Annotated in this window: 24 protein-coding genes; 22 read left to right on the top strand and 2 right to left on the bottom strand. The window is 70.1% G+C overall.

What is annotated here, in order from left to right; translation table 11 throughout:
• The first annotated feature begins 29 nt into the window (after positions 1-29).
• The 5 genes from FS845_RS04380 to FS845_RS04360 are packed head-to-tail and all read left to right on the top strand — an operon-like array spanning position 30 to position 4,345.
• On the top strand, positions 30-875 hold the full coding sequence (locus tag FS845_RS04380; protein WP_144630882.1) for an STAS domain-containing protein: 846 nt from the start codon (positions 30-32) through the stop codon (positions 873-875).
• Between the two features lie 2 nt (positions 876-877).
• Positions 878-1,252, top strand: a complete 375-nt coding sequence (locus FS845_RS04375) for an STAS domain-containing protein (RefSeq protein WP_144630881.1) — start codon at positions 878-880, stop codon at positions 1,250-1,252.
• On the top strand, positions 1,249-1,662 hold the full coding sequence (locus FS845_RS04370) for an anti-sigma regulatory factor (protein ID WP_260986142.1): 414 nt from the start codon (positions 1,249-1,251) through the stop codon (positions 1,660-1,662). The genes FS845_RS04375 and FS845_RS04370 overlap by 4 nt, the downstream gene beginning before the upstream one ends.
• On the top strand, positions 1,647-2,660 hold the full coding sequence (locus tag FS845_RS04365) for an ATP-binding SpoIIE family protein phosphatase (protein ID WP_144630880.1): 1,014 nt from the start codon (positions 1,647-1,649) through the stop codon (positions 2,658-2,660). The genes FS845_RS04370 and FS845_RS04365 overlap by 16 nt, the downstream gene beginning before the upstream one ends.
• Complete coding sequence (locus tag FS845_RS04360) at positions 2,657-4,345, top strand: ATP-binding protein (RefSeq protein WP_144630879.1); 1,689 nt, start codon at positions 2,657-2,659, stop codon at positions 4,343-4,345. Before FS845_RS04365 ends, FS845_RS04360 begins: the two co-directional genes overlap by 4 nt.
• Before the next feature lie 84 nt (positions 4,346-4,429).
• On the opposite strand, the gene FS845_RS04355 is transcribed toward FS845_RS04360, so the two are convergent.
• Entirely contained in the window at positions 4,430-4,903 is a 474-nt protein-coding gene (locus FS845_RS04355) for a BON domain-containing protein (protein WP_144630878.1), read from the bottom strand.
• 219 nt (positions 4,904-5,122) lie between these two features.
• On the opposite strand from FS845_RS04355, the gene FS845_RS04350 reads away from it, so the two are divergent.
• On the top strand, positions 5,123-6,178 hold the full coding sequence (locus tag FS845_RS04350) for a diguanylate cyclase domain-containing protein (protein WP_260986141.1): 1,056 nt from the start codon (positions 5,123-5,125) through the stop codon (positions 6,176-6,178).
• 108 nt (positions 6,179-6,286) lie between these two features.
• Here FS845_RS04350 and FS845_RS04345 read toward each other — a convergent pair whose 3' ends face one another.
• On the bottom strand, positions 6,287-7,012 hold the full coding sequence (locus FS845_RS04345) for a hypothetical protein (RefSeq protein ID WP_144630877.1): 726 nt from the start codon (positions 7,010-7,012) through the stop codon (positions 6,287-6,289).
• 201 nt (positions 7,013-7,213) lie between these two features.
• Here FS845_RS04345 and FS845_RS04340 point away from each other — a divergent pair, with 201 nt between their 5' ends.
• From FS845_RS04340 to FS845_RS04265, 16 genes are all read left to right on the top strand, one after another.
• Positions 7,214-8,662 (top strand): MFS transporter, encoded by a 1,449-nt coding sequence (locus FS845_RS04340; RefSeq protein ID WP_144630876.1) that lies wholly within the window; start codon positions 7,214-7,216, stop codon positions 8,660-8,662.
• Between the two features lie 233 nt (positions 8,663-8,895).
• Complete coding sequence (locus FS845_RS04335) at positions 8,896-9,825, top strand: LysR family transcriptional regulator (RefSeq protein WP_144630875.1); 930 nt, start codon at positions 8,896-8,898, stop codon at positions 9,823-9,825.
• 244 nt (positions 9,826-10,069) lie between these two features.
• Positions 10,070-11,044 carry a tripartite tricarboxylate transporter substrate binding protein gene (locus tag FS845_RS04330; protein ID WP_144630874.1) on the top strand — a complete coding sequence of 325 codons (975 nt, stop codon included), beginning with the start codon at positions 10,070-10,072 and terminating at the stop codon, positions 11,042-11,044.
• A gap of 37 nt (positions 11,045-11,081) precedes the next feature.
• Positions 11,082-12,230 (top strand): mandelate racemase/muconate lactonizing enzyme family protein, encoded by a 1,149-nt coding sequence (locus tag FS845_RS04325; protein ID WP_144630873.1) that lies wholly within the window; start codon positions 11,082-11,084, stop codon positions 12,228-12,230.
• Positions 12,227-13,234: a D-2-hydroxyacid dehydrogenase gene (locus FS845_RS04320; protein ID WP_144630872.1), complete on the top strand. Its 1,008-nt coding sequence runs from the start codon at positions 12,227-12,229 to the stop codon at positions 13,232-13,234. Before FS845_RS04325 ends, FS845_RS04320 begins: the two co-directional genes overlap by 4 nt.
• Before the next feature lie 241 nt (positions 13,235-13,475).
• The gene (locus FS845_RS04315) at positions 13,476-14,030 is read left to right on the top strand and encodes a DUF3455 domain-containing protein (RefSeq protein ID WP_144630871.1); all 555 of its coding nucleotides are present in this window, start codon (positions 13,476-13,478) and stop codon (positions 14,028-14,030) included.
• Positions 14,031-14,172: 142 nt separating this feature from the next.
• Positions 14,173-14,742, top strand: coding sequence for a sigma-70 family RNA polymerase sigma factor (locus tag FS845_RS04310; RefSeq protein ID WP_144630870.1), 570 nt, complete (start codon positions 14,173-14,175; stop codon positions 14,740-14,742).
• Entirely contained in the window at positions 14,739-15,464 is a 726-nt protein-coding gene (locus FS845_RS04305) for an anti-sigma factor domain-containing protein (RefSeq protein WP_313960313.1), read from the top strand. The genes FS845_RS04310 and FS845_RS04305 overlap by 4 nt, the downstream gene beginning before the upstream one ends.
• Before the next feature lie 90 nt (positions 15,465-15,554).
• Positions 15,555-16,100 carry an RNA polymerase sigma factor gene (locus tag FS845_RS04300; protein WP_144630869.1) on the top strand — a complete coding sequence of 182 codons (546 nt, stop codon included), beginning with the start codon at positions 15,555-15,557 and terminating at the stop codon, positions 16,098-16,100.
• Positions 16,097-16,777 (top strand): anti-sigma factor domain-containing protein, encoded by a 681-nt coding sequence (locus FS845_RS04295; protein WP_144630868.1) that lies wholly within the window; start codon positions 16,097-16,099, stop codon positions 16,775-16,777. Before FS845_RS04300 ends, FS845_RS04295 begins: the two co-directional genes overlap by 4 nt.
• A gap of 149 nt (positions 16,778-16,926) precedes the next feature.
• Positions 16,927-17,862 (top strand): alpha/beta hydrolase, encoded by a 936-nt coding sequence (locus FS845_RS04290; protein ID WP_144630867.1) that lies wholly within the window; start codon positions 16,927-16,929, stop codon positions 17,860-17,862.
• A 79-nt stretch (positions 17,863-17,941) separates the two neighbouring features.
• Positions 17,942-18,718, top strand: a complete 777-nt coding sequence (locus tag FS845_RS04285) for a hypothetical protein (protein ID WP_144630866.1) — start codon at positions 17,942-17,944, stop codon at positions 18,716-18,718.
• A gap of 74 nt (positions 18,719-18,792) precedes the next feature.
• Positions 18,793-19,809, top strand: a complete 1,017-nt coding sequence (locus FS845_RS04280) for an acyl-CoA desaturase (RefSeq protein ID WP_144630865.1) — start codon at positions 18,793-18,795, stop codon at positions 19,807-19,809.
• Positions 19,806-21,107 carry an NAD(P)/FAD-dependent oxidoreductase gene (locus FS845_RS04275; protein WP_313960312.1) on the top strand — a complete coding sequence of 434 codons (1,302 nt, stop codon included), beginning with the start codon at positions 19,806-19,808 and terminating at the stop codon, positions 21,105-21,107. The genes FS845_RS04280 and FS845_RS04275 overlap by 4 nt, the downstream gene beginning before the upstream one ends.
• Positions 21,108-21,112: 5 nt before the next feature.
• A complete protein-coding gene (locus tag FS845_RS04270) occupies positions 21,113-21,925 on the top strand; it encodes a DUF1365 domain-containing protein (protein ID WP_144630864.1) in 813 nt (270 codons plus the stop codon).
• On the top strand, positions 21,922-23,223 hold the full coding sequence (locus FS845_RS04265; RefSeq protein WP_144630863.1) for an SAM-dependent methyltransferase: 1,302 nt from the start codon (positions 21,922-21,924) through the stop codon (positions 23,221-23,223). The genes FS845_RS04270 and FS845_RS04265 overlap by 4 nt, the downstream gene beginning before the upstream one ends.
• The last annotated feature ends 57 nt before the right edge of the window (positions 23,224-23,280 follow it).

The raw sequence follows: 23,280 nt of genomic DNA, 5'->3' as shown, positions 1-23,280 counted from the left end.
CGCGGCGCCCACCCCCCGGAGCTTAAAACGTGACCCTATCCAGCAGCCTGTCGGCCATCCTTCATGCCCATCAGCAAGAAATCCTGAAAGAATGGATCAAGCTGCAGCTGGAGGCGTCGAACAGCCGGGGCTTGATCAAGGAATCGGAACTGCAGGCGCAGTCGGCCAATTTCCTGAAAGTCTTCGCCGCGGCAGTCCAGGACACCAGCGACACCAGGATGCAGGGCGCCGCCTGGGACGAAGTGCGTACCTTCCTGGCCGCGTTGTCGCGCAGCCGCGCCATCCAGGGCTTCTCTCCTTCGGACACCGCCGTCTTCATCTTCTCGCTCAAGCAGCCGCTGCTGGACAAGCTGCGCGACGATCTCGACGGCGACGGCAAGCTGGCCGACGAGTTCTGGCACACCACCATGCTGCTGGATTCGCTGGGCCTGTACACCATCGAGGCCTTCCAGAAAGGCCGCGAGCAGATCATCCAGCGCCAGCAGCAGGAACTGCTCGACCTGTCCACCCCCGTCGTCGAGATCTGGGACGGCATCCTGGCGCTGCCCCTGATCGGCACGCTGGACAGCGAACGCACCCAGACCGTGATGGAAAGCCTGCTGGAGGGCATCGTGCAGAACGAAGCCACCATCGCCATCATCGACATCACCGGCGTGCCCACCGTCGACACCCTGGTCGCACAGCACCTGCTGAAGACGGTGGCCGCGGCCCGTCTGATGGGCGCCGAGTGCATCATCAGCGGCATCCGGCCGCAGATCGCCCAGACCATCGTGCACCTGGGCGTGGACCTGGGCGACGTGGTCACCAAATCGTCGCTGTCCGAGGCGCTGCGCATCGCGCTGCGCAAGACCGGCCAGCAAGTCGTCAAGGCCTGAGCATGGACCGCATCCCGATCCTGCGGCTGCAGAACTACCTGCTGGTCACCATCCAGGTCGAACTGCACGACCAGCTGGCCATCACGCTGCAGGACGACCTGACGCAGCAACTGGCTGCCACACGCGCGCAAGGCGTGCTCATCGACATCTCCGCGCTGGAAATCGTCGACTCCTTCATCGGCCGCACGCTGGCGCACATCGCGTCCATCGCCAAGGTCATGGATGCCAACACGGTCCTGGTCGGCATGCGTCCGGCCGTGGCCATCACCCTGGTCGAACTGGGCATGTCGCTGAAGGGCGTCAAGACGGCCCTGAACGTCGACAAGGGCATGGAGATGCTCCGCGGGGCCGGCGGCCTGGCCGCGGACACCTTGTGATCACCGAGATCCGGCAGGAAACGCTCGAGCTTCGCACGCAGGAGCAGCTGAGCATCGCCCGGCGCACCGTGCAGGACTGGGCCACCGCCCTGGCATTCGGCACCCTGGACCGCACCAAGCTGGTGACCGCGGCCAGCGAGATCGGCCGCAACGCGCTGGTGCACGGCGGCGGCGGACAGATGACCATCACCGAGATCTCCAATGGCCAATACCCCGGCCTGCGGCTGGTGTTCGAGGATCAGGGCGTGGGTATCCCCGACATCGAACGCGCCATGACCAATGGCTACACTACCGCGAAGAGCCTGGGCCTGGGCCTGGGCGGTTCGCAACGGCTGGTCCACGAATTCGACATCTCGTCGACCGTCGGCCAGGGCACACGAGTCAGCTTGATCCAATGGAAACGCCGATAAGCGTCGTCGAGAGCAGCCAGGTCTCCCAGGCGCGCCGGCACGCTCGCGACGTGGCGCAGGCGCATGGCCTGTCGGAAGACCTGCAGGGCAAGGTCGCCCTGGTGGTGACCGAAGCCGCCACCAATCTGGTCAAGTACGGGCGCAATGGCTACATCATCGCGCGCGCCTACGAGGACGGCGCCGAGGCCGGCATGGAAGTGCTGGCGCTGGACAGCGGCCCCGGCATGCCCGACACCCGGCTGAGCCTGAACGACGGCTATTCCACCGGCGGCAGCCTGGGCGTCGGACTGGGCACCATCGCCCGGCTGTCCTCGTGCTTCGAAATCTACTCTACCGACGACCGCGGCACCGCCCTGCTGTCGCGCCTGCGCGACGAGCGGCGCCCCACCGCAGCCCCGTCCCGCGATTTCGGGCTGGCGGTCAGCGGCTTGTCCGTCGCCAAGGAAGGCCAGGAAGCCTGCGGCGATGCCTGGACCTTCCGCCGCATGGACGGCGCGCTGTGGGTCATGGCGGTGGACGGCCTGGGGCACGGTCCCCACGCGGCCACGGCATCCGCCGCGGCAGTGCGCGTGCTGCACGACAGCGCGCCGGACGCCACGCCCTACGACGTGCTGCGCGCCGCGCACAAGGCGCTGAAGGCCACGCGCGGCGCCGTGATGGCGGTCGCCGCGATCCGCCCCGTCATCGGCACGATGGAGTTCGCAGGCGTGGGCAACATCACCGCCGCGCTGGTCGAGGGCGACAACCAGCGGCGGCTGCCTTCCACCGACGGCATCGTGGGCTACGGCGTCCACTCCATTCGGGAACAATCCTATGCATGGTCGGCACGATCCATGCTGGTGTTGACCAGCGACGGCCTGTCGTCGCGCTGGAATCTCGCTGGCCAGACCGCCCTGGCCGCCCGTCATCCGTCGCTGGTAGCCGGGGTCATGCACCGCGACCATTCCCGATCCAACGATGACGCCACCGTCGTCGTCGTCAAAGGCACGACCCCATGACCCACCGCATCCTGTCCACCCGCATATCCAGCGACCATGGCCTGGTGGCCGTGCGCGACCGCACGCGCCAGGTCGGCGAAGTGTTCGGCCTGGATGGCCTGCAACGCACGCGGCTGGTCACGGCCGTCTCCGAGATCGCGCGCAACGCGGTCGACTATGCCGGCGGGGGCCGCATCGATTTCCTGTTCCGCGAGGCGCGGGACGACGTGCCGCAATCCATCGTGGTCGAAGTGACGGACGAAGGCCCGGGCATCAAGGACCTGGCGTCGATCCTCGCGGGCCCCACGCGCGCCGGCCGCAAGACGCGCCTGGGCATGGCTGGCGCGCAGCGCCTGGTCGACCAGTTCGACGTCGTCTCGACGCCGCAGGGTACGCAGGTCACGCTGGAAATGCGGCTCGGCGCGAGCGCCCGTGTCATCGAAGGCCGGCAGTTGTCCGACCTGGTGGAACAGCTGTCGCGGCGCAGGATGCAGACGCCGGTCGAGGAACTGGAGCAGCAGAACCGCGAAATGCTGCTGGCGCTGGACGAACTGCGCGTACGCCAGACCGAACTGGAGCTCGCGGACGAGCGCAAGGACGAATTCCTGGCCATGCTGGCGCACGAGCTGCGCAACCCGCTGTTCGCCATCACCACGGCGCTGGGCCTGCTGAAGCTGAAGAAGTCGCCGTCCGAGGCCGACATCCGCAAGCTGACCGACCTGATGACGCGCCAGACCGACCAGTTGGCCCGGCTGGTGAACGATCTGCTGGATGCGTCGCGCGTCACGCGCGGCAAGATATCGCTGACGCAAGAGCCGATGCTGGTGGGCGAGCTGATCGACCAGGCGCTGGAAATGACCTCTGCGGCGATCAACGCCAAGCAGCATCGCGTCGAATACACGCGCTGCCCCGACCTGTGGATCAACGCCGACCGCGTGCGGTTCCGCCAGATCCTGAGCAACGTGCTGCACAACGCGGCCCGCTATACGCCGGCGGGCGGCGTGATCCGCATCGCCGTCCAGACGGATGACGAAGGCCAGGTGCGCATCGCGGTGCGCGACAACGGCATCGGCATCGACGCCGGGATGCTGCCGCGCGTGTTCGACCTGTTCGTGCAGGCCGACACCGGCCTGGGCCGGCAGGACGCGGGCCTGGGCATCGGCCTGACGCTGGTGCACAGCCTGGCGCGTGCGCATGGCGGCAGTGTCACGGTGGCGTCCGAAGGCCTGGGACTGGGCAGCGAATTCACGTTGGTCATGCCGCTGATCGCCGCGCCGCAGGCCAGCGCAGTGGCGGCCGCCGAGCCGCAGGCTCCCGTGCGCGGCCTGCGCATCCTGCTGATCGACGACAATGCCGACGCAGTGCAGTCGCTGGGCCAGTTGCTGGAGACGTCGGGCCACGTGGTCACGCAGGCCAACACCGGCAGACACGGCATCGACCGCGCGGCCGAATTCCTGCCCGACGTCGTCGTGATCGACATCGGACTGCCCGACATGACGGGCTTCGACGTGGCCAACACGCTGCGCCAGACGCCGCACGGCAGCCGCGCCACGCTGGTCGCCCTGTCGGGCTACACCGCGATGACGATGAAAGAGCGTGGACGCGAAGCCGGCTTCGACCACTACCTGATCAAGCCCGTGGACATGCCTCGCTTCGAGGCCCTGCTGCGCGGCCTGGCCCAACCCCAGCCCGCCGCGCGCACGTAGCGCCTCCGGGGCAGGCAGGGGTTGATGCCCACCCGCGCCCCGGCAGGACGTCCCGACGCCCGGCGCCGCAGCCATCCGCTGTGATCAGTGCAGGCTGTGCGGCGCCGACGTCTGCAGTTCGGTCACGTTGTCGGGCAGGCCGACCACGCGCATGCGGTCCAGCACCTCGAACACCCCGTCCACCGCCATGATGGCGTCCACCAGGCCGGCGTGCTCCGACGCGGGGATCCGGCCTCCCAGGCAGACGGCGCCGTCCGTCACTGTGACCTCGATGGCGCCGGGCCGGCTGACCAGGCGGCCCAGGCGCGTGCGCACGCGGCCTTCCAGCTGCTGGTCGCTCTCGGGCGCGGGGCTGCCCTTGATGTGCGCGGCGGCGCCCCGGACGTGGTTGGCGAGGTTGCGTCCCTGGGCGCGGGCGTAGCGGCCCGCGCTGTGGTAGTTCGACAGGGCCTTGTCGCGCACGACGGCGCGGCGCCGGCGTCCCGTTTCCGGGTCCAGGAAATACATGGCGGCGGCGCCCGCGGCGACGGCGGCTGCAAGATTCAACAGGGCTTTCACAAAGGATCTCCTTCAGATCGAAAGAATCGGACCCGCGGCCCATGGACCGCCGGACGAGCCCTGTTCGCCAGCACGATCCATACCCGCTGCGTTTCCTCGCCGCGGCCGATGCGCGGCATTACCATTTTTCAAAATGGGGCTTGATCTGATACCAGTTACCCCTTTCGGCGGAAAATTTGATGACAATAGAGAGCGTCCCTTGCTTTACAGGAGGCCCCATTGGATCCGATTCTTGCCCAGTTGTCGGCATCGATGCCGCACGCCAAATCCCTAGAAGATCTGACGCGTCCACTGCTCGAGATGCTCGGTGCGGTGACGGGTCTTGAGTCCACCTACCTGACGTCGATCGACCTGCAGAAGAACGAGCAGCACGTGCAGTACGCGCGCAACGTGGGCGAGATGACCATCCCCGAAGGCCTGACCGTGCCGTGGTCGGACACCCTGTGCCGCCGCGCGCTGGAAGAGGGCCGCGCGTACACGGACGACGTGGCGTCGTGCTGGGGCGACTCCGACGCAGCCCGCCAGCTGGGTATCCAGACCTACGTCAGCGCCCCCGTACGCGCCGAGGACGGCGCCCTGCTGGGTACGCTGTGCGGCGCCAGCGCCAGGCAGCAGCCGCTGAAACCCGATGCCGAGACGGTGCTGCGCCTGTTCTCCAGCATCGTGGCGGGCTACATCGAGCGCGAGCGCCTGCTGGAGAACCTGAAGACCGCCAACAGCCAGTTGCACGCCTACGCGATGACGGACACACTGACCGGCCTGCCCAACCGGCGGTCGCTGTTCGAATCGCTGCAGCGCCTCTTGGCGCAGGGCGTCAACCAGGGCGCCAGCGTGCTGGTGGGCGTGATCGACCTGGACGGCTTCAAGGGCATCAACGACACCTACGGCCACCAGTGCGGCGACCAGTTCCTGCAGCAGATCGCCGCGACACTCACCGGCGCGCTGGGCCCCGGCGACGTGCTGGGCCGCATCGGCGGCGATGAATTCGTGGTGGCGGGCCCCGGGCCGGCCGTGGCGGGCAGCGACGCCCAGCCGGGCCGCATCATCGGCAACGGCGGTCCCCAGGCGGCCGCCGCGCTGATGCAGGATCGCATCGGCGCGGCCACCATCGGGCGCTACCAGCTGGGCGATCGCTGGGTCGAATACGGCGGCGCCAGCGTGGGCATCGTGGCGGTCGAACCCACCAACCTGGGCGCGGATGCCGCGGTGCGCCTGGCCGACTCGCTGATGTACGAGGTCAAGCGCACCCGCAAGCGGTCCATCCGCGAACGCTGAGCGCGGCGGTCCTCCATCTTTGGCAGGTCGGGACGACCGCCGTGGGTGGCGCCGCGGGGCCGGCTCCGCGCCTGACGACACGCGGCTGCCGGCAGCGCGTAGCCGCGTTCAATGTTTCGAAGCGTCCGGGTCCTCGATGGCCAGGCCCGCGCCGAGTCCCAGCCCCATGCCGGCCCCGGCGCCGCCCATGCCGCCGCCACCTCCGCCCCCGCGGCCACCCGCGCCGCCACCGCCTTCCTTGCCGCCATCGCCCCTGCCCCGCGCGGACGACGCCACGGCGCGCGCCGGCCCCTGGCTGGGGATTGTCACGCCGGCCGGCACCGGGTCCAGGTTCAGCACGCCGCGGATGAAATCGCGCAGCGACACGACCAGCGCGGCCGTGTGGATCGGCCGCCCCGCGGCCAGTTCGGTGGCCGCATGCGCCGCCAGCCGGACCTGCTCTTCCGTGCCCAGCAGGATGATGTCGGACAGCGCGGCCTCGACCGCGTCGCGCACGCGCCGGGCGCGGTCGGACAAGGGCGTGGCCTCGGCGGCGGGCAGGTCTTCCGGCGCGGGCACCACGGGGTCGGCCGCGGCCGCCCGCTGGGCCAGGCGCAGGTCGCGCAGGTGGCGCGGATCGACGGCCAGGTTGCCGGTGAACGAACCGCCCAGCGTCTTGTAGGCGGCGATCAGCGTACGCAGGCGCTCGTTGATCTGGCGGTTCTCGCGCTCGCGGCGCTGCTGCAGCGTCTGCATCACCAGCAGGCGGATGCCCACGCCGATCAGGGTGATCAAGGCCAGGCCCAGCAGGGTGGACAACAGGCCCTGCCAGGAAGTGAAGTCCAGGTTTCGCATGCGAGAGTCTCGTCCGGGCGCAGCCCCCATCTTGCCAGAAACGTTCCGAGGCCTCGGGGGCGCCTCCATGACGCAATCGACCCGCGTCGGGCAACATCACCCTTATCAGGGTTTATCCTGATTTTTTTGCGGCGCCGCAATATACTTCGCGCCTCTTCCCTCTTTATGCCGCGCGCCGCCTCGCCGCGCAGGCGCCGTGCCATGACCTCCGCCTCAACCAGCGCCCCGCTCAGCCGGGCCGGACTGTACCTGCTGCTGGCGGGCCAGTTGCTGCCCCTGATCGATTTCTCCATCGTCAACGTCGCCCTGGACGCCATGGCCCAATCGCTGCATGCCAGCGAGGTGGACCTGGAGCTGATCGTGGCCGTATACGGCGTGGCGTTCGCGGTCTGCCTGGCCATGGGCGGCCGGCTGGGCGACAACTACGGCCGGCGCCGGCTGTTCTCGTGGGGCATCCTGCTGTTCACGGTGGCGTCGGCGCTGTGCGGCCTGGCGCATTCGGTGTGGCTGCTGCTGGCCGCGCGGGCCCTGCAGGGCGTTGCCGCGGCGCTGGCGGTGCCGCAGATCCTCGCCACCATCCACGTCAGCCTGCGCGACCGCGAGCATTCCCGCGCGCTCAGCCTGTACGGCGCCATCGGCGGCCTGGCCTTCGTGGTCGGCCAGGTGCTGGGCGGCGTCCTGGTCTCGGCCGACGTGGCCGGCCTGGGCTGGCGCCTGGTGTTCCTGATCAACCTGCCCATCGGACTGGTGGTGTTGGCCTACACGCGCCGGCTGATCCCCGAGACGCGCTCGCCGCATCCGGCAAGCGTCGACCGCGCGGGCACCGTGCTGCTGGCGCTGGTCATCCTGTGCCTGCTGCTGCCGCTGTCGCTGGGCCCTTTGCAGCACTGGCCGTGGTACTACATCGCCATGCTGGTTGCCGTGCCGGTGCTGCTGGCGGCGCTGTGGCGCACCGAACTGGGCCTGGAGAAGCGCGGCGCGCTGCCGTTGCTGCCGCCCAGCCTGATGCGCCTGCCCAGCATCCGCTTCGGCCTGCTGATCGCGGTGCTGTTCTTCGCATGCTGGAGCGGCTTCATGTTCGCCATGGCGCTGACATTGCAGGCCGGCGCGGGCCTGACGGCCCTGCAATGCGGCAACTGCTTCGTGGCCATGGGACTGGCGTACTTCACCGGCGCCATCCTCACCAACCGCGCCGCGGCGCGCTTTCGCAAGACATCGATCCTGCTGTTCGGCTGCGTGGTGCAGATGGCCGGCCTGCTGGGCCTGGTGCTGACGCTGCGCCACGTCTGGCCCGAGCCCAGCCTGGCCCACCTGGTGCCGGCCACGATATTCGTGGGCTTCGGCCAGGCCTTCATCGTGGCCAGCTTCTTCCGCATCGGCCTGTCCGAGGTGCGCCCCGAGCAGGCCGGCGCGGGCAGCGCCACGCTGTCCACCGTGCAGCAGGCCGCGCTGGGCCTGGGTCCGGCGCTGTCGGGCGCGGTGCTGACGCACTTCCTGGGCCGCACCGGCCGCGACTACCTGCACGCCATCACGGCCGTGCTGGTGGCCGAACTGTGCGTGATCCTGGTGCTTGCCAGCGCCACGTACGTCTATGCGCGGCGCGAACAGGCCGGGCGCGATCGCGCAGCGGCGAGTCCGCAGCGGGCCTGAAACACGGGTACTGGCAACCAGGGCCCGTATGGCCCTGCCTCGGCGGGCGCCGCCCGATCACGTCGGCCGCAGGCGCCAGGAGTGCAGGCCCCTGGCATGGCGCAGGCCGGACAACGCCCGTTGCACGGCGCACATTGCATGCCGCCCGTTGCACGGCGCCCGTTGCACGGCGCCCGCTAACATACCGCGTACATGACGGCCGGCGCGGCGTGCGACTGGCCGCGGGAGACGCCATGAATCTATCCGTGCGCCACATGCGGGCCTTCACGGCCCTGGCCAGCCTGCGCAGTTTCACGCGCGCGGCCGAGCACTGCTGCCTGACGCAAAGCGCCTTCAGCGCGCTGATCGCCAACCTGGAAAACGACCTGGGCGTGAAGCTGTTCTCGCGCAACACGCGCAACGTCGAGCTGACCGCCGAAGGCCAGGCCTTCCAGGACATCGTGGCGCACCTGCTGCCCGAGACGGAACGCGCGCTGGCGGAAATGCGCGACCACGTCGAGAAGCGCAAGGGCAAGGTCGCGCTGGCCGCCCTGCCCTCGATCTCGGCCGGCATCCTGCCCGGCCTGATCGCGCGCTATTGCGCCGCCTACCCCGGCATCGCGGTGCAGGTCGAGGACGTGGCCAGTTCGGTGTGCCTGGACATGGTGCGCGACCGCAAGGTCGACTTCGCGCTGTGCGCGGCCGCCTCGCCCAGCCTGGACCTGGACATCGAGGTGCTGGCGCGCGACACCTTCTACCTGATCTGCGCGCAGACGCATCCGCTGGCCCGCCGCCGGCACCTGAAGGTACAGGACGTGATCGACCTGCCCATCATCGGCTTCGAACGCAACAGCAGCATCCGCCAGCACCTGGACGCGGCCGTGTATCCGCGCCAGTGGCTGCGCGGCCATCAGGTCAACAGCCTGTCGACCGCCGCCGGCTTCGTGGCCGCCGGCCTGGGCGTGACCATCGCGCCCACGCTGGCGCTGTACCAGTTCCGCATCGCGGGCCTGCGCGCGGTGCCGCTGGCCCTGCCCATCAACGAGCGCGACATCTGCCTGGCGCGGCGGCGCGACGCCACCGACTCGCTGGCCGCGCAGGCCTTCATCGCGCTGCTGCGCGAGCACCTGCCGCCCGCGGTGCGCGCGATGGTGCCGTCCGGACGCGGTGACCTGGCGGCCTGAACCGCCGCGCGGGCGCACGCGCCATGGCAGCCTAGCGGCATGGCAACCGGCCTGCCCGGCGGCGTCCGCCCGAACCCTCCACCGCATGGACGGCACCGGGTGAACGATGCGGCGCCAGCCGGGGTCGATTCAGTCAATCCCTAACTGAATTCATCAACATTATCCATCTATCGACTGAGACCACGGCGCTAGGATTTCCTTCAGAAGCACACACCAACACCAACGCTTCCGAGGAGACTCCATCATGCAACGCATCGCTCGCGCCCTTGCCGGCGCCTGCCTGGCCGCCGGGCTGGGCGCCGCATCCATCGCCAACGCCGCCGACGCCTTCCCCGATCGTCCCGTCCGCCTGATGGTGGGCATGGCCCCCGGCGGCTCCAACGACACCGTGGCGCGCCTGGTGGCCGCCGAGCTGTCCAAGTCGTGGCCCCAGCCCATGATCGTGGAGAACAAGCCCGGCGCCAACAGCACCATCGCCACCAACGAGCTCAAGCGCGCCGCGCCGGACGGCTACACGCTGATGCTGGTCATCTCCTCGCACGTCACCAACACGCTGCTCTATCCCAAGCTGAACTACACGCTGCAGGACTTCGCGCCGGTCTCGCTGATCGCCAACACGCCTTTCCTGCTGGTGGCCAATCCCGCGTTCCAGCCCAACGACGTCAAGGAGCTGATCTCCAAGGCGAAGTCGCAGAAGGACCCGATCGATTTCGGCACGCCCGGCCAGGGCTCGACCCAGCACATCGCCATGGAGCTGATGGACCAGATGGCGGGCATCAAGCTCAATCCCATTCCGTACAAGGGCGGCGCGCCGGCGCAGAGCGACCTGCTGGCCGGCCAGATCCCGCTGATCTTCGCCACGCCCACGCAGAGCCTGCCCTTCGTCAAGCAGAACAAGCTGAAGGCGCTGGGCGTGACGTCCAGCCAGCGGCTGCCGCAGTTGCCCGACGTGCCAACGCTCGCCGAGTCCGGCATTCCCGGCTACGAGGCCGACGTGTGGTTCGGCATCATCGCGCCGGCCGGCACGCCGCCCAAGGTGGTGGACTTCCTGCACAAGGAAATCGCCCGCGTGGTGAAGACGCCGGACATGCAAGCCAAGCTGACCGAGCTGGGCCTGACGCCCCTGAACGAATCGCCCGCGCAGTTCCAGCAGCTGATCGACCGCGAACAGAGCAAGTGGTCCGGCGTCATCAGGCAAAGCAACCTCAAGCTCGACTGAACCCATTCACCAGACACCTTCCATAAGCGAACCCGCCATGCCCATCATCGAATCCGTCTCCGTCTGCATCGCCCGCGTGCCCCTGTCCAATCCGGTCACGTTCTCCACCCGCCAGGTCACGGCGCGCGAGTATTGCCTGGTGCGCGTGCGCACCCGCGATGGCCATGAAGGCCTGGGGTACTGCTATGCCGTCAACAGCGCCGGCCGCCTGCTGTCGGTGGCCGTGACCGACCTGCTTGCACCGCGCCTGGTCGGCCAGGACTCGCTGCGGGTGGAGGGGCTGTGGAACGAGCTGTACCAGGAGGCGCTGCTGCTGGGCCGTGCGGGCGGCGTGATGCGCGCGCTGTCGGCGCTGGACACCGCGCTGTGGGACGTGAACGCGCGCAGCGCCGGCTTGCCGCTGTACCAGTACCTGGGTGCCGTGGCGCACGACCGCGTGCCCGCCTACGCCAGCGGCGGCTACTACCTGCCCGGCAAGACGCCCGACAAGCTGGCCGCCGAGATGGCCGGGCACGTGGCCGAGGGTTTTCGCGCCGTGAAGATGAAAGTGGGCCTGGAAAGCGTGGCCAACGAACGCAAGCGCATCGCCGCCGTGCGCGAGGCCATCGGCGAGGACGTGCGCCTGATGCTGGACGCCAACAACGCCTGGCGCGACCTGCCCACCGCGCTGGAATACATGCGCGCCTTCGAGCCCTACCATCCCTTCTGGATCGAGGAGCCGTTTTCGCCGGACGACGTCGAGAACCACGCGCGGCTGGCGCGCGCCACGCCCGTCACCGTGGCCACCGGCGAGATCGAGGCGGGCCGCTGGCGCTTCCAGGAGCTGATCACGCGCGGCGCGACCACGCTGCTGCAGACCGACGCCACCGTGTGCGGCGGCATCACCGAATTCCGCCGCATCTGCGCCACGGCCGACAGCCACGGCCTGACGGTGGCGCCGCACGCCTGGCACGACGTGCACGTGCACCTGGTGGCCAGCACGCCCAATGCCACCTACGTCGAGTGGATGCCGGACGACCACATCGTGAATTTCCGCCGCCTGATCGACCGCCAGCTGCAGGCGCGCGAGGGCCAGCTGCTGCTGCCGACGCAGCCCGGCCTGGGCTTCGATTTCGATCCGGACGCGCTGAAGCAGTACGGCGTGGTATATCCTGGCGCAAAGGACATCTGGCAAATCGTGCAATGAGCGACACCTTCCGCGCCGACACCCCCATCGACCTGCTGCTTTCCGATACGGTAGACCGGCAGCACGGCCCGCGCTTCGATGCGCTGGCACATGCGGCGGGGGTGCGGTTGCGGCGCCATCCGCTGTCGCGGGCGGCGCAGGCGCTGCCCGACCTGAACGCCGCGTTCTTCTCCCGCGAAATGTACGCGGACAGCACGCTGCACCGGCCAGGGCCGCTGTCCAACGCTTTCTTCGAGGTGGCCGACGCCGCGCCCAACCTGCGCTGGCTGCACGTGTTCTCGTCGGGCCGCGACCTGCCGCAATACGCGGCCTCGCTGGCGCGCGGGGTGCGTCTGACCACGTCCACGGGCGTGTCGGCCAAGCCCATCGCGCAGACCGCCGTGGCGGCCATCATGGCGCAATCGCGCGGCTTCGGGCACTGGCTGTCCGCGCAGTCGCGGCGCGAATGGACGCCCATGCGCGGCGACGCGCGTCCGCCCGAACTCGAATCCCTGCGCGTGGTGCTGCTGGGCACGGGCGCCATCGGCGGCGAGATCGCGCGCCTCCTGACCGCGCTGGGCCTGCACGTCACCGCCGTGCGGCGCCGGCCCGATCCCCATCCGTCCTGCGCGGCCGTGCTGCCGATGGACCAGCTGGACAGCGTCCTGCCGGGCTGCGACTGGCTGGTGCTGGCCCTGCCGCTGACGCCCGACACCGCGAACCTGGTCGACGCGCGGCGCCTGGCGCTGCTGCCGCCCCATGCGCGCATCGCCAACGTCGCGCGCGGCGAACTCATCGACGAGCCCGCGCTGACGCAGGCGCTGGAAGCCGGCCGGCTGGCCGGGGCCTACCTCGATTCGTTCGTGAAGGAGCCCTTGCCGCAGGACTCGGCACTGTGGCGCCTGCCGTCGGTATGGATCAGTCCGCACGACAGCGTGGCCTCGCGCGGGCATGAAGACCGGGTCGTCGACGCCTTCGTGCGCGAGCTGGAGACCGAACTGCGCAACCGTCGCGCGGCGGCCTGACGCGGGCGCGTACGGCCGCCCGCCCGCTGCGGGCCCCGCCGGACTCCGGGCAGGCGGGGCGGCGCGGCCGCGCTCCGGAGCGCAGTCCGGTCCCGCCGGCGCGCCTCCTTCCTCCGTGTCGCCTGATCGCCCTCAAAAAAATTTTCGCGGTCCCTGCATCCGGATGCGCCGCTCGCGTGTAGTCCCTATGACGGACCACGCAAACGCCGTCTTCCCTTCCTTCTGATGCCGGAGACATTCCATGAATTTCCCCCACGCCACCATTGCCCGGGCCGCCGGCCTGGCCGCCCTCGGCCTGCTGAGCGCCTGCGGCGCCATGTCGTCCAAGCCCTATTCCCAGTCCGAACTGCCCGCGCAGGTGCAGGTGCCGTCGGGCAACCGCGTCGCCTGGGAGACCGTCGGCCGCGGCGACATCACCTACGAATGCAAGGCCAAGCCGAACATGCCCGGCCAGGCGGAATGGACCTTCGTCGGGCCGAACGCGGTGCTGGAAGACCGCAAGGGCAAGCAGGTCGGCAAGTACTACGGCCCGCCCGCCACGTGGGAAGCCATGGACGGCTCGAAGCTGACCGCCACGCAGGTCGCGGTGGCGCCGGCCGGCGCGGGCAACCTGCCCTATCAGCTGGTGAAGGCCAATCCCGCCATGGGCAGCGGCGCGCTGACGGGCGTCACCTACATCCAGCGCGTCGCCCTGAAGGGCGGCGTGGCGCCCCAGACGCCGTGCACCAGCGCCTCGATGGGCCAGCGCAGCACGGTGCAGTACCAGGCCGACTACATCTTCTGGAAGGCCAACTGAGGCGAGCGGGGCGTCCTGGCGCGGCCCGGCGCGGCGAGTTGCCGCTGACCGGCCGCCCGTCTTACGTTCTCCTGTAAGATGGGCGGCCATTCAGTGCGCGCCGCACGCCTCGGCGCGCCCCCAGACGCCCACTTCGCCCTGCATGCCGCCCTCTCCAGACGAAGCGTTCGACTATGAAGCCGCCGTGCAGGCATGCGCGCGCCAGCAGCGCGATGCCCTGCAGGCGCTCTACCGGCAAGAGGGCGCGCGCCTGCTGGGCGTGGCCCGCCGCATCGCGGGCAACACCGCGCTGGCCGAGGACATCGTGCACGACGCCTTCGTCAACATCTGGAACAACGCCGGCAGCTTCGACGCGTCGCGCGGCTCCGCGCGCGGCTGGATCTACAGCATCACCCGTAACCAGGCCCTGAACACGGTGCGCGACTACGGCCGCGCCTATACGCTGGACGAGGCCACCGTCGAACGCCTGGACGCCGAAGCCGCCCTGCAGGACTGGCGCCAGCGTGGCGCCTTCGCGCACTGGAGCGACGAGGCGCACCGCCTGGCCGCGTGCCTGGACCAACTTCCCGCCGAAAGGCGCCGCTGCATCGTGCATGCCTATGTCGAGGGCCTGACCCACACCGAAATCGCCCAGCGGGTGGATACGCCGCTGGGCACCGTCAAGGCCTGGATCGCGCGCAGCCTGAAGTCGCTGCGGGAGTGCCTGTCGTGAGCGCCCCGATGGAGTTCGACGACGCGCGCGATGCCCTGGCCGGCGAATACGTGCTGGGCACGCTGCCCGAGGACGAACGCGACTACGTGGAGGAAACGATGGAGCACGACGCGCAACTGCGCGCCGCCGTCGCCTTCTGGGAAGCGCGGCTGGCCCCGCTGGCCGAGCTGGCCGAACCGGTCCCGCCCTCGGACCGCCTGTGGAAGCGCATTTCCGGCAGCATCGGCGGACGCACCGCGAGGCCCGCCTTCCGCCTGCGCCGCCCCCTGCGTCCCGCCTGGACCGATTTCCACTTCTGGCGCGCCCTGGCCGTGGCCTGCGTGTCTTTCGTGGTGCTGTTCAGCATCGTGGCCTACGTGCGCAAGCCCGTGACGCCGCCGCGCTACGTGGTGGTGCTGGTGGCGCCGCAATCGCAGACGCAGGCGCCGGGCTGGCTCGTGCAGGCGGCCGGCCGCGACGACGTGAAACTCGTGCCGCTGGGCATGACCCCGGTGCCCCAGGGCCAGGCGCTGGAGTTCTGGACCAAAGCCGACGACTGGCCCGCGCCCGTGTCGCTGGGCTTGGTGCAGCCCGGCCAGGCCGTGACGATACCGCTTGAGAAACTGCCGCCGCTGGTGCCCAACCAGTTGTTCGAACTGACCCTGGAACCGGCCACCGGCTCGCCCATCGGCCGGCCCACGGGCCCCATCCAGTTCATCGGGCGCGCGGTCAAGGTGATGTAACCGTGCGCGGCATGGCCCCGCGCGCAACTGCGCTAGGATACGGGGGCTCGTCCCCCAAACACCTGGCAGGTCCCACAGGGGAACCCACGAATGCCCGATCCGAAACACCTGGAAGCCTTGATCCAGGACTGCGCGCGCGGCAAGGAGCCCGCGCTGGCGGAGCTCTATCAGTTGTGCGCCCCGCATCTGTTTGCCCTGGCCACCCGTATGTTGAGGCGTAGCGACTGGGCCGAGGAGGTCATCCAAGAATGCTTCCTCAGCATCTGGCGCAATTCCGACCGATATTCCGCCCAACAGAGCCAAGCCATGACATGGATGACGCGCATCGTGCGCAACCGGTGCATCGACCAGTTGCGCCGGCCGGACGTCGAGCGTCCGGACCCGGATGGCGCCGTCCAGGACGCCTGGGCCGATGAGGCCCCCGGTCCCCTGCAACGCCTGCAATCCAGCCAGGACGGCACGCGGCTTGCAGACTGCATGCAGCAACTGGAGGCCGGTCCGCGCCAGGCCATCGCGCTGTCGTTCTTCGACGACCTCAGCCACGGCGACATCGCGCGCCGGCTCGATACGCCGCTGGGCACGATCAAGAGCTGGGTGCGCCGCGGCCTGGAACGCCTGAAGAGGTGCCTGTCATGAACTACGGCGATCCGACTCTGCGCGACCGCCTGGCGGCCGATTACGTGTCCGGCGCGATGCGCGGCGGCGCACGCCGCCGCTTCGAGGGCCTGATGGCCGCCGACGCCAACCTGCGCCGGCAAGTGCGCCAGTGGGAGGAACAGGTCTATCCGCTGGTGTGGGCCATCCCGCCCAGGAATCCGCCGCGCCGCGTCTGGCGCGCCATCCAGGGCCGCCTGCGGGCGGCCGCGCCCGTCTCGCCGTGGGGCTGGCAGGGTGCGAACCTGTGGCGCCTGTTCAGCGGGGCGCTGGCCGCGCTGCTGATCGCGGGCGTCATCGTGTATCCCGGCCAGGTCGACCGCGCCGCGCAGCAACAACTGATGGCGGTGCTGCAGTCGCCCGAGGCCCAGGCCATGCTGCTGGTGAAGGCCGACGCCGACGGATCGGTGCACGTGCGCACGCTGCGCGATCTTGCGCCGTACGCCACCAACCGCGCGCTGGAACTGTGGGCCATTCCGCCCGGCCAGAAGCCGCAGTCCCTGGGCCTGCTGTCGGCCGAGGGCGCCACCACGTTGAAGCGCGCGCAGGGTTTGGCCGGCGTGGCCCAGCTGGCCGTCACTGTCGAGCCGCCGGGCGGCGCGCCGGGCGGCGTGGCCACCGGTCCCATCATCATGAGCGGCGACGTGCTGAAGATCTGATCCCGCCGGCTTGGGGCGCGGCGCATGCCGCGCCGTAAGCGTGAGGCATCCGCGCAGCGCTTCCAGCGTGGCTGCTTCCAGCGCGGCTGCATCCAGCGCGGCACGGGGGCCGTATGACACAGGGTCGACCCCTGATCCGTACGTCCGCCATGTCCCTGTTCTCCCAATACCCGCTGGCGCGCTGGCTGCTGGTCCCCGGCGCGCTGGCCTGCGCGCTGCTGGCCCTGTCGGCCTGCTCGCCCTTCACCCTGCTCAATGGCGCGGTGCCCGAAGGCGCGAGCCGCGTCACCCCCGACGTGGCCTACGGAGACGCGCCGCGGCAGCGCCTCGACGTGTATGCGCCGCCCGCGGCCGCGCATGCGCCGGTCGTGGTGTTTTTCTACGGCGGCAGCTGGCGCAGCGGCTCGCGCAAGGACTACGCCTTCGTGGGCGATGCCCTGGCGTCGCGCGGCATCGTTGCCGTGCTGGCCGATTACCGGCTCTATCCCGAGGCGTCCTATCCCGAATTCCTGCGGGACAGCGCCCAGGCCGTGGCCTGGACGCTGCGCCATGCCGGCGAGCTCGGCGGCGACCCGCGCCGCGTCTACGTGGCGGGCCACAGCGCGGGCGCCTACAACGCCGCCATGATCGCGCTGGACGCGCGCTGGCTGGGCGCGTACGGGGCCTCGCCCGACGCCCTGGCCGGCTGGATCGGCATGGCCGGCCCTTACGACTTCCTGCCCATCGAGACGCGCGACGTGCGGCCCGTCTTCCATCATCCCGACACCCCGCCGGACTCGCAGCCCGTCGTGCACGCCACGGCGGCCGCGCCGCCCGCGCTGCTGATGACGGGCACGGACGACACCCTGGTCGATCCGGTGCGCAACACCGGCCACCTGGAGGCCGCGCTGCGGGCCGCCGGCGCGCCGGTGCGGGTGGTGCGCTATCCCGGCCTGGGGCACCGGCTGCTGGCGGGCGCCCTGGCGCGGCCGCTGCGGTGGCGGGCCCCCGTGCTGGACGACCTGGCCAGCTTCGTGTCGACAGTCCCAGCCCCTGCGCGGGGCGACAGCGGCGCTCCGGACACTCCGCCCACCGTGTCCCGCTGACGGGCCGGGCGCATCCAGCGCGTTCCCGCAAACGTATGTCGTGCGGCAAGCGACTTCACTGGAGCGCCATGCCATGGCCATGATTCGTAGCCTTTTCCTCGCCGCGCTGTGCGCCGCCTCCGCCGTGCACGCGCAGGGCCGGGCGCCCGCGGCTGAACACTACTCGGGCATCGCCCTTGGCGACGATGGCCGGCAAGCCTACCGCGAGGCGCACTGGGTGCTGCGCGCGGATGGCCGCCAGATGCGCCTCGTGCTGTACCTCTGCCCCGACGGCCGGCCCTTCGCCCGCAAATGGGTGCGCGGCGCCGTCGGCGACGCCGCGCCCGACTTCGCGCTGGAGGATGGCCGCGACGGCTACCTGGAAGGCGCGCGCGACGGCGTGGTCTATACCCGCGCAAGCGCGGCGGCGCCGCGCGAATCCCTACGGCTGCAACGTCCGGCCGACCCCGTGATCGACGCGGGGTTCGACGATTACCTGCGTACCCACTGGGACGGCCTGCAGGCGGGCACGGTCGGCACGATCGACTTCCTGGTGCCGGGCCGGCATGCCTTCCTGCGGCTGAAGCTGCGCGCCGAGGACGGCATGGCCGACGCAACGCCCGTACGGATTTTCCGCCTTCGGCTGGATGCCTGGTATGGCTTCGCGGCGCCCACTCTCGAGCTGACCTACCGCGCGGCGGATCGACGCCTGTTGCGCTTCGTCGGCATCAGCAACCTGCGCGACGGCAACGGGGGATCGCAGCACGTCCGCATCGATTTCCCGGATGAATTGCGCGCCGCCGCGCCCACCCGCCAGGACATGGACGACGCCGCCGCGCTGGCGTTGGTGCCGCGCTGCGCAGATGGACCGAAATAAGGGTTTACCCCAAGCATCTGTCACGGATCGCCCCGCGTATGTCGGAAAAAACAATCTCTTCTTCTGGACGCGTCATGCCGCTGAGCCAATCCGAGTCGCCCTCCCCGCCTTCCGCCGTGGCCGCTGCGCGGCCCCGCGGCGCGCGCTGGCTGCGCTCCATCGTGCGCTGGTTCGACACGCAGGCCGAAAGTGGCGACGCGGCGGAACTGCGCGACGACCGCATCGACTGGACGCGCGCCGTCCCCTTCGTGCTGATGCACGTGGCCTGCCTGGGCGTGCTCTGGGTGGGCGTGTCGCCGGTGGCGCTGGCCGTGGCCGCGCTGCTGTACGCGGTGCGCATGTTCGCGCTGACCGGTTTCTACCACCGGTATTTCTCGCATCGCACCTTCCGCACCTCGCGCGCGACGCAGTTCGTCTTCGCGGTGCTGGGCGCCTCGTGCGCGCAACGCGGCCCCCTGTGGTGGGCCGCGCATCACCGCCATCACCATCGCCACGCGGACTCGGAGCAGGACCTGCATTCGCCCCGCCAGGTGGGCTTCCTGCGCAGCCACATGGGCTGGTTCCTGACGCGCCGCGCCTTCCGCACCGACTTGTCGCGCGTGCCGGACCTGCGCGGCCATGCCGAGCTGCGCTGGCTGGACCGCTACGACGCCGCCGTGCCGGCCGCGCTGGGCGTGGCGCTGTACGCCCTGGGCGCGCTGCTGGAACGCGTGGCCCCGGACCTGGGCACCGACGGCCCGCAGATGCTGGTGTGGGGCTTCTTCGTCTCGACCATCGTGCTGTTCCACGCCACCGTCACCATCAACTCGCTGGCGCACCGCTACGGCAGCCGCCGCTTCGACACCCGCGACGACAGCCGCAACAACCTGTGGCTGGCGCTGATCACCTTCGGCGAGGGCTGGCACAACAACCATCACTACTATCCCGGCTCGGCGCGCCAGGGCTTTCGCGCGCGCGAGATCGACATCACCTGGTACGGCCTGCGGTTGCTGGCCGCACTGGGCCTGGTGTGGGACCTGAAGCCCGTGCCAGCCTGGGTGCTGGAGCGCGTGGGGCCCGCCGGAACGTGGAACACGAAGGCACGCCAATGACCCTGCGCATCGCCGTCATCGGATCGGGCATCGCGGGACTGGCCAGCGCGTGGCTTCTGGCCCGGCGCCACAGCGTCACACTCTACGAGGCCGGCAGCTACTTCGGCGGCCATACCCATACCCACGAGGTCGAGCAGGCGGGGCGACGCTACGCGGTGGACAGCGGCTTCATCGTGCACAACCCGGCGCACTATCCGCTGTTCAACAGCCTGCTGGACGAGCTGGGCGTGGCCTCGCAGCCCACCACCATGAGTTTCTCGGTGCATAACGCCGCCACCGGCCTGGAATACAACGCCACCAGCCTGGACACGCTGTTCTGCCAGCGCCGCAACCTGTGGTCGCCGCGCTTCCTGGGCATGGTGCGCGACCTGCTGCGCTTCTATCGCGAGGCCCCGCGCCTGCTGGAGGGCGACGAGGCCGGCCCGGCGCTGGGCGACTATCTGCGCGAGCACCGCTACGGCGCGGCCTTCCGCGACGAGCACCTGATTCCCATGGCCTCGGCGCTGTGGTCTTCGCCGCCCGCGGACATTCTGGCGTTCCCGGCGCGCTACCTGGTGCAGTTCATGGCCAACCACCAGATGCTGCAGGTGGCGGACAGGCCCGAATGGCGCGTGGTGCAGGGCGGATCGTCGGCCTACGTGCGCGCCATGCGGCAGCGCTGGACGGTGCGCGAGCGCCTGGACTGCCCGGTCAGCGCGGTGTGGCGCAACCCGGACTGCGCGATGGTGCAGTCGCGCGACGGCCGGCATGCATATGATCACGTGGTGCTGGCCTGCCACAGTGACCAGGCTCTGGCGCTGCTGGCCGATCCCAGCGCGGCCGAGCGCGAGATCCTGGGCGCCATTCCGTACCAGTGCAACGATGTGGTCCTGCACACGGACGCCGCGCTGCTGCCCCGCAACCGCAAGGCCTGGGCGGCCTGGAATGCGCACGTCTCGGCCGATCCCGCGCAGCCTTGCACCGTCAGTTACTGCATGAACCTGCTGCAGGGATTGCAATCGCCCGATCCCTTCGTGGTCACGCTCAACCGCGGCCAGGACGTGGACCCGCGCCGCGTCCTGGCGCGCATGCAGTACCACCATCCCGTCTACACGCAAGCCAGCGTGGCCGCGCAGGCGCGCAAGCCGGAGATCTCGGGTGTCGCCCGCACCTGGTACGCAGGCGCGTACTGGGGCTGGGGCTTCCACGAAGACGGGGTGCGCAGCGCCATGGACGTGGCGGGCGGACTGGCCGCGCAAGCGTCCCGCGCGCTGCGCGGGACGGCGATGCCGGACGTGTCCCGGGGGCTGGCGGCATGAGACCCATGCACCGTTCCGAGGATGCGTGCCCTGGTGCGCCGCACGAAGGCACCGCGCTGCACAGCGCCGTCTACGAAGGCCGCGTGCGGCATACGCGCCATCGTCCCCGGCACCATGCCTTCCAGTACCGCATGGCGCAGCTGTACCTGGACCTGGACGAACTGGACCAGGTGTTCGACCGCCGCCTGCTGTGGTCGGCGAATCGCCGCAACCTGGCCGAATGGCGGCGCACGGACTACCTGGACGGCGCCGGCGGGCTGCCGCTCGCGGACGCCGTGCGGCAACGCATCGCGGCCGAACGCGGTCACGCGCCCCATGGGCCCATCCGCATGCTGGCGCACCTGCGCTACGCAGGCTACGTCTTCAACCCCGTCACCTTCTACTACTGCTACGCCGGCGATGGCCAGACCCTGGACACCATCGTCGCCGACATCACCAATACGCCCTGGCGCGAACGCCACGCCTACGTGCTGCCCGTGGACCGCGCCGAGCGCCTGGGCCGCACGCTGCGCTGGCGCTTCGACAAGCGCTTTCACGTCTCGCCGTTCATGGCGATGGAGCGCGGCTACGACTGGCGCTTCACCGCGCCGGACGACGAACTGCGCGTGCACATGAAAGTGCTGCACGGCGCCCATCCCGAATTCGACGCCGACCTGGCGCTGCAACGGCGTGCGCTGGACGGCGCATCGCTGGCGCGCGTGCTGTGGCGCTATCCGCTGATGACCGCGCAGGTCATCGGCGCCATCCATTGGCAGGCGCTGCGGCTTTGGCTCAAGCGCACGCCCGTGCACGACCATCCTCCTGGAGACCACGCATGAAGCCGATCTCTTCCGCGGAACGCCACGCCCTGGACGTGGCGCTGAACCAGCCGGCGCACGTGCCGGCGCTGGACCGGCTGCTGCGCGGCCGGCTGCTGCGCAGCCTGGACGGCCTGGCGCACGGCCGGCTCGTCATCGACGACCCGCTGGGCCACGCCGAGGTCGGCCAGCCCGGCACGCCGGCACTGCGCCTGCGCGTGCTGGACATGGGCTTCTACCGTGCCGTGGCAGCGCAGGGCAGCGTCGGCGCGGGCGAGGCCTACGGCGACGGCCTGTGGCAGTGCGACGATCTGGTCGCGCTGGTGCAGTTGCTGGTGCGCAACCGCGACCTGCTGGACGGCATGGAATCGGGACTGGCCCGCGTGGGCGGGCTGGCGCTGAAGGTCTGGCACAACCGCCGGCGCAACACGCGCGACGGCAGCCGCCGCAACATCGCCGCGCATTATGACCTGGGCAATCCCTTCTTCAGCCTGTTCCTGTCGCCCGATCTGATGTATTCGTCGGCGCTGTGGACCGACGCGAACGACACGCTGGAGGCCGCCTCGCGCCGCAAGCTGGACGCCATCTGCCGCAAGCTGGACCTGCGGCCAGGCCAGCACGTCGTGGAGATCGGCAGCGGCTGGGGCGGCTTCGCCCTGCATGCCGCGCGCGAATACGGCTGCCGCGTCACCACCGCCACCATCTCGCGCGAGCAGCACGCGCTGGCCTCGCAGCGCGTGCGCGAGGCCGGACTGGCCGACCGCGTGGACGTGCTGCTGCAGGACTACCGCGACCTGCAGGGCCAGTACGACAAGCTGGTCTCCATCGAGATGATCGAGGCCGTGGGCGCCGACTTCCTGGAAGGCTATTTCGCCAAGGTGGCCAGTCTGCTCAAGCCCGAGGGCAGCGCGCTGATCCAGGCCATCACCATCGAGGACCACCGTTATCGCCAGGCCGTGAAGGCGGTCGACTTCATCAAGCGGCACATCTTTCCGGGCAGCTTCATTCCCTCCATCGAGGCCATGCTGTCCGCCAAGACGCGCGGCTGCGACCTGGCGCTGGTGCACCTGGAAGACTTCGGCCACTCGTACGCGCGCACGCTGGCCGCGTGGCGCGAACGTTTCCTGGCGCGGCTGGACGAGGTGCACGCCCAGGGCTTCGACGCGCGCTTCGCGCGCTTGTGGGAGTTCTACCTGGCCTATTGCGAAGGCGGCTTCCGCGAACGCTCCATCGGCGTGTCGCACCTGCTGCTGACGCGGCCCGGCGCGCGGCCCGCGGCGGCACGCTGGACCGGCCGGGAGCTGGCCACGGCGCCTTGAGGCGCCACGCATTCCTGCTGGCCCGTCCGTACCGCAGGCCCGCTCACATCCCTTTCA

The sequence above is a fragment of the Bordetella genomosp. 13 genome, from assembly GCF_007679965.1.
GTDB lineage: Bacteria > Pseudomonadota > Gammaproteobacteria > Burkholderiales > Burkholderiaceae_B > Bordetella.
Note: the sequence above shows the minus strand (reverse complement) of the source record. Positions and strands in the feature narration are given on the sequence as shown.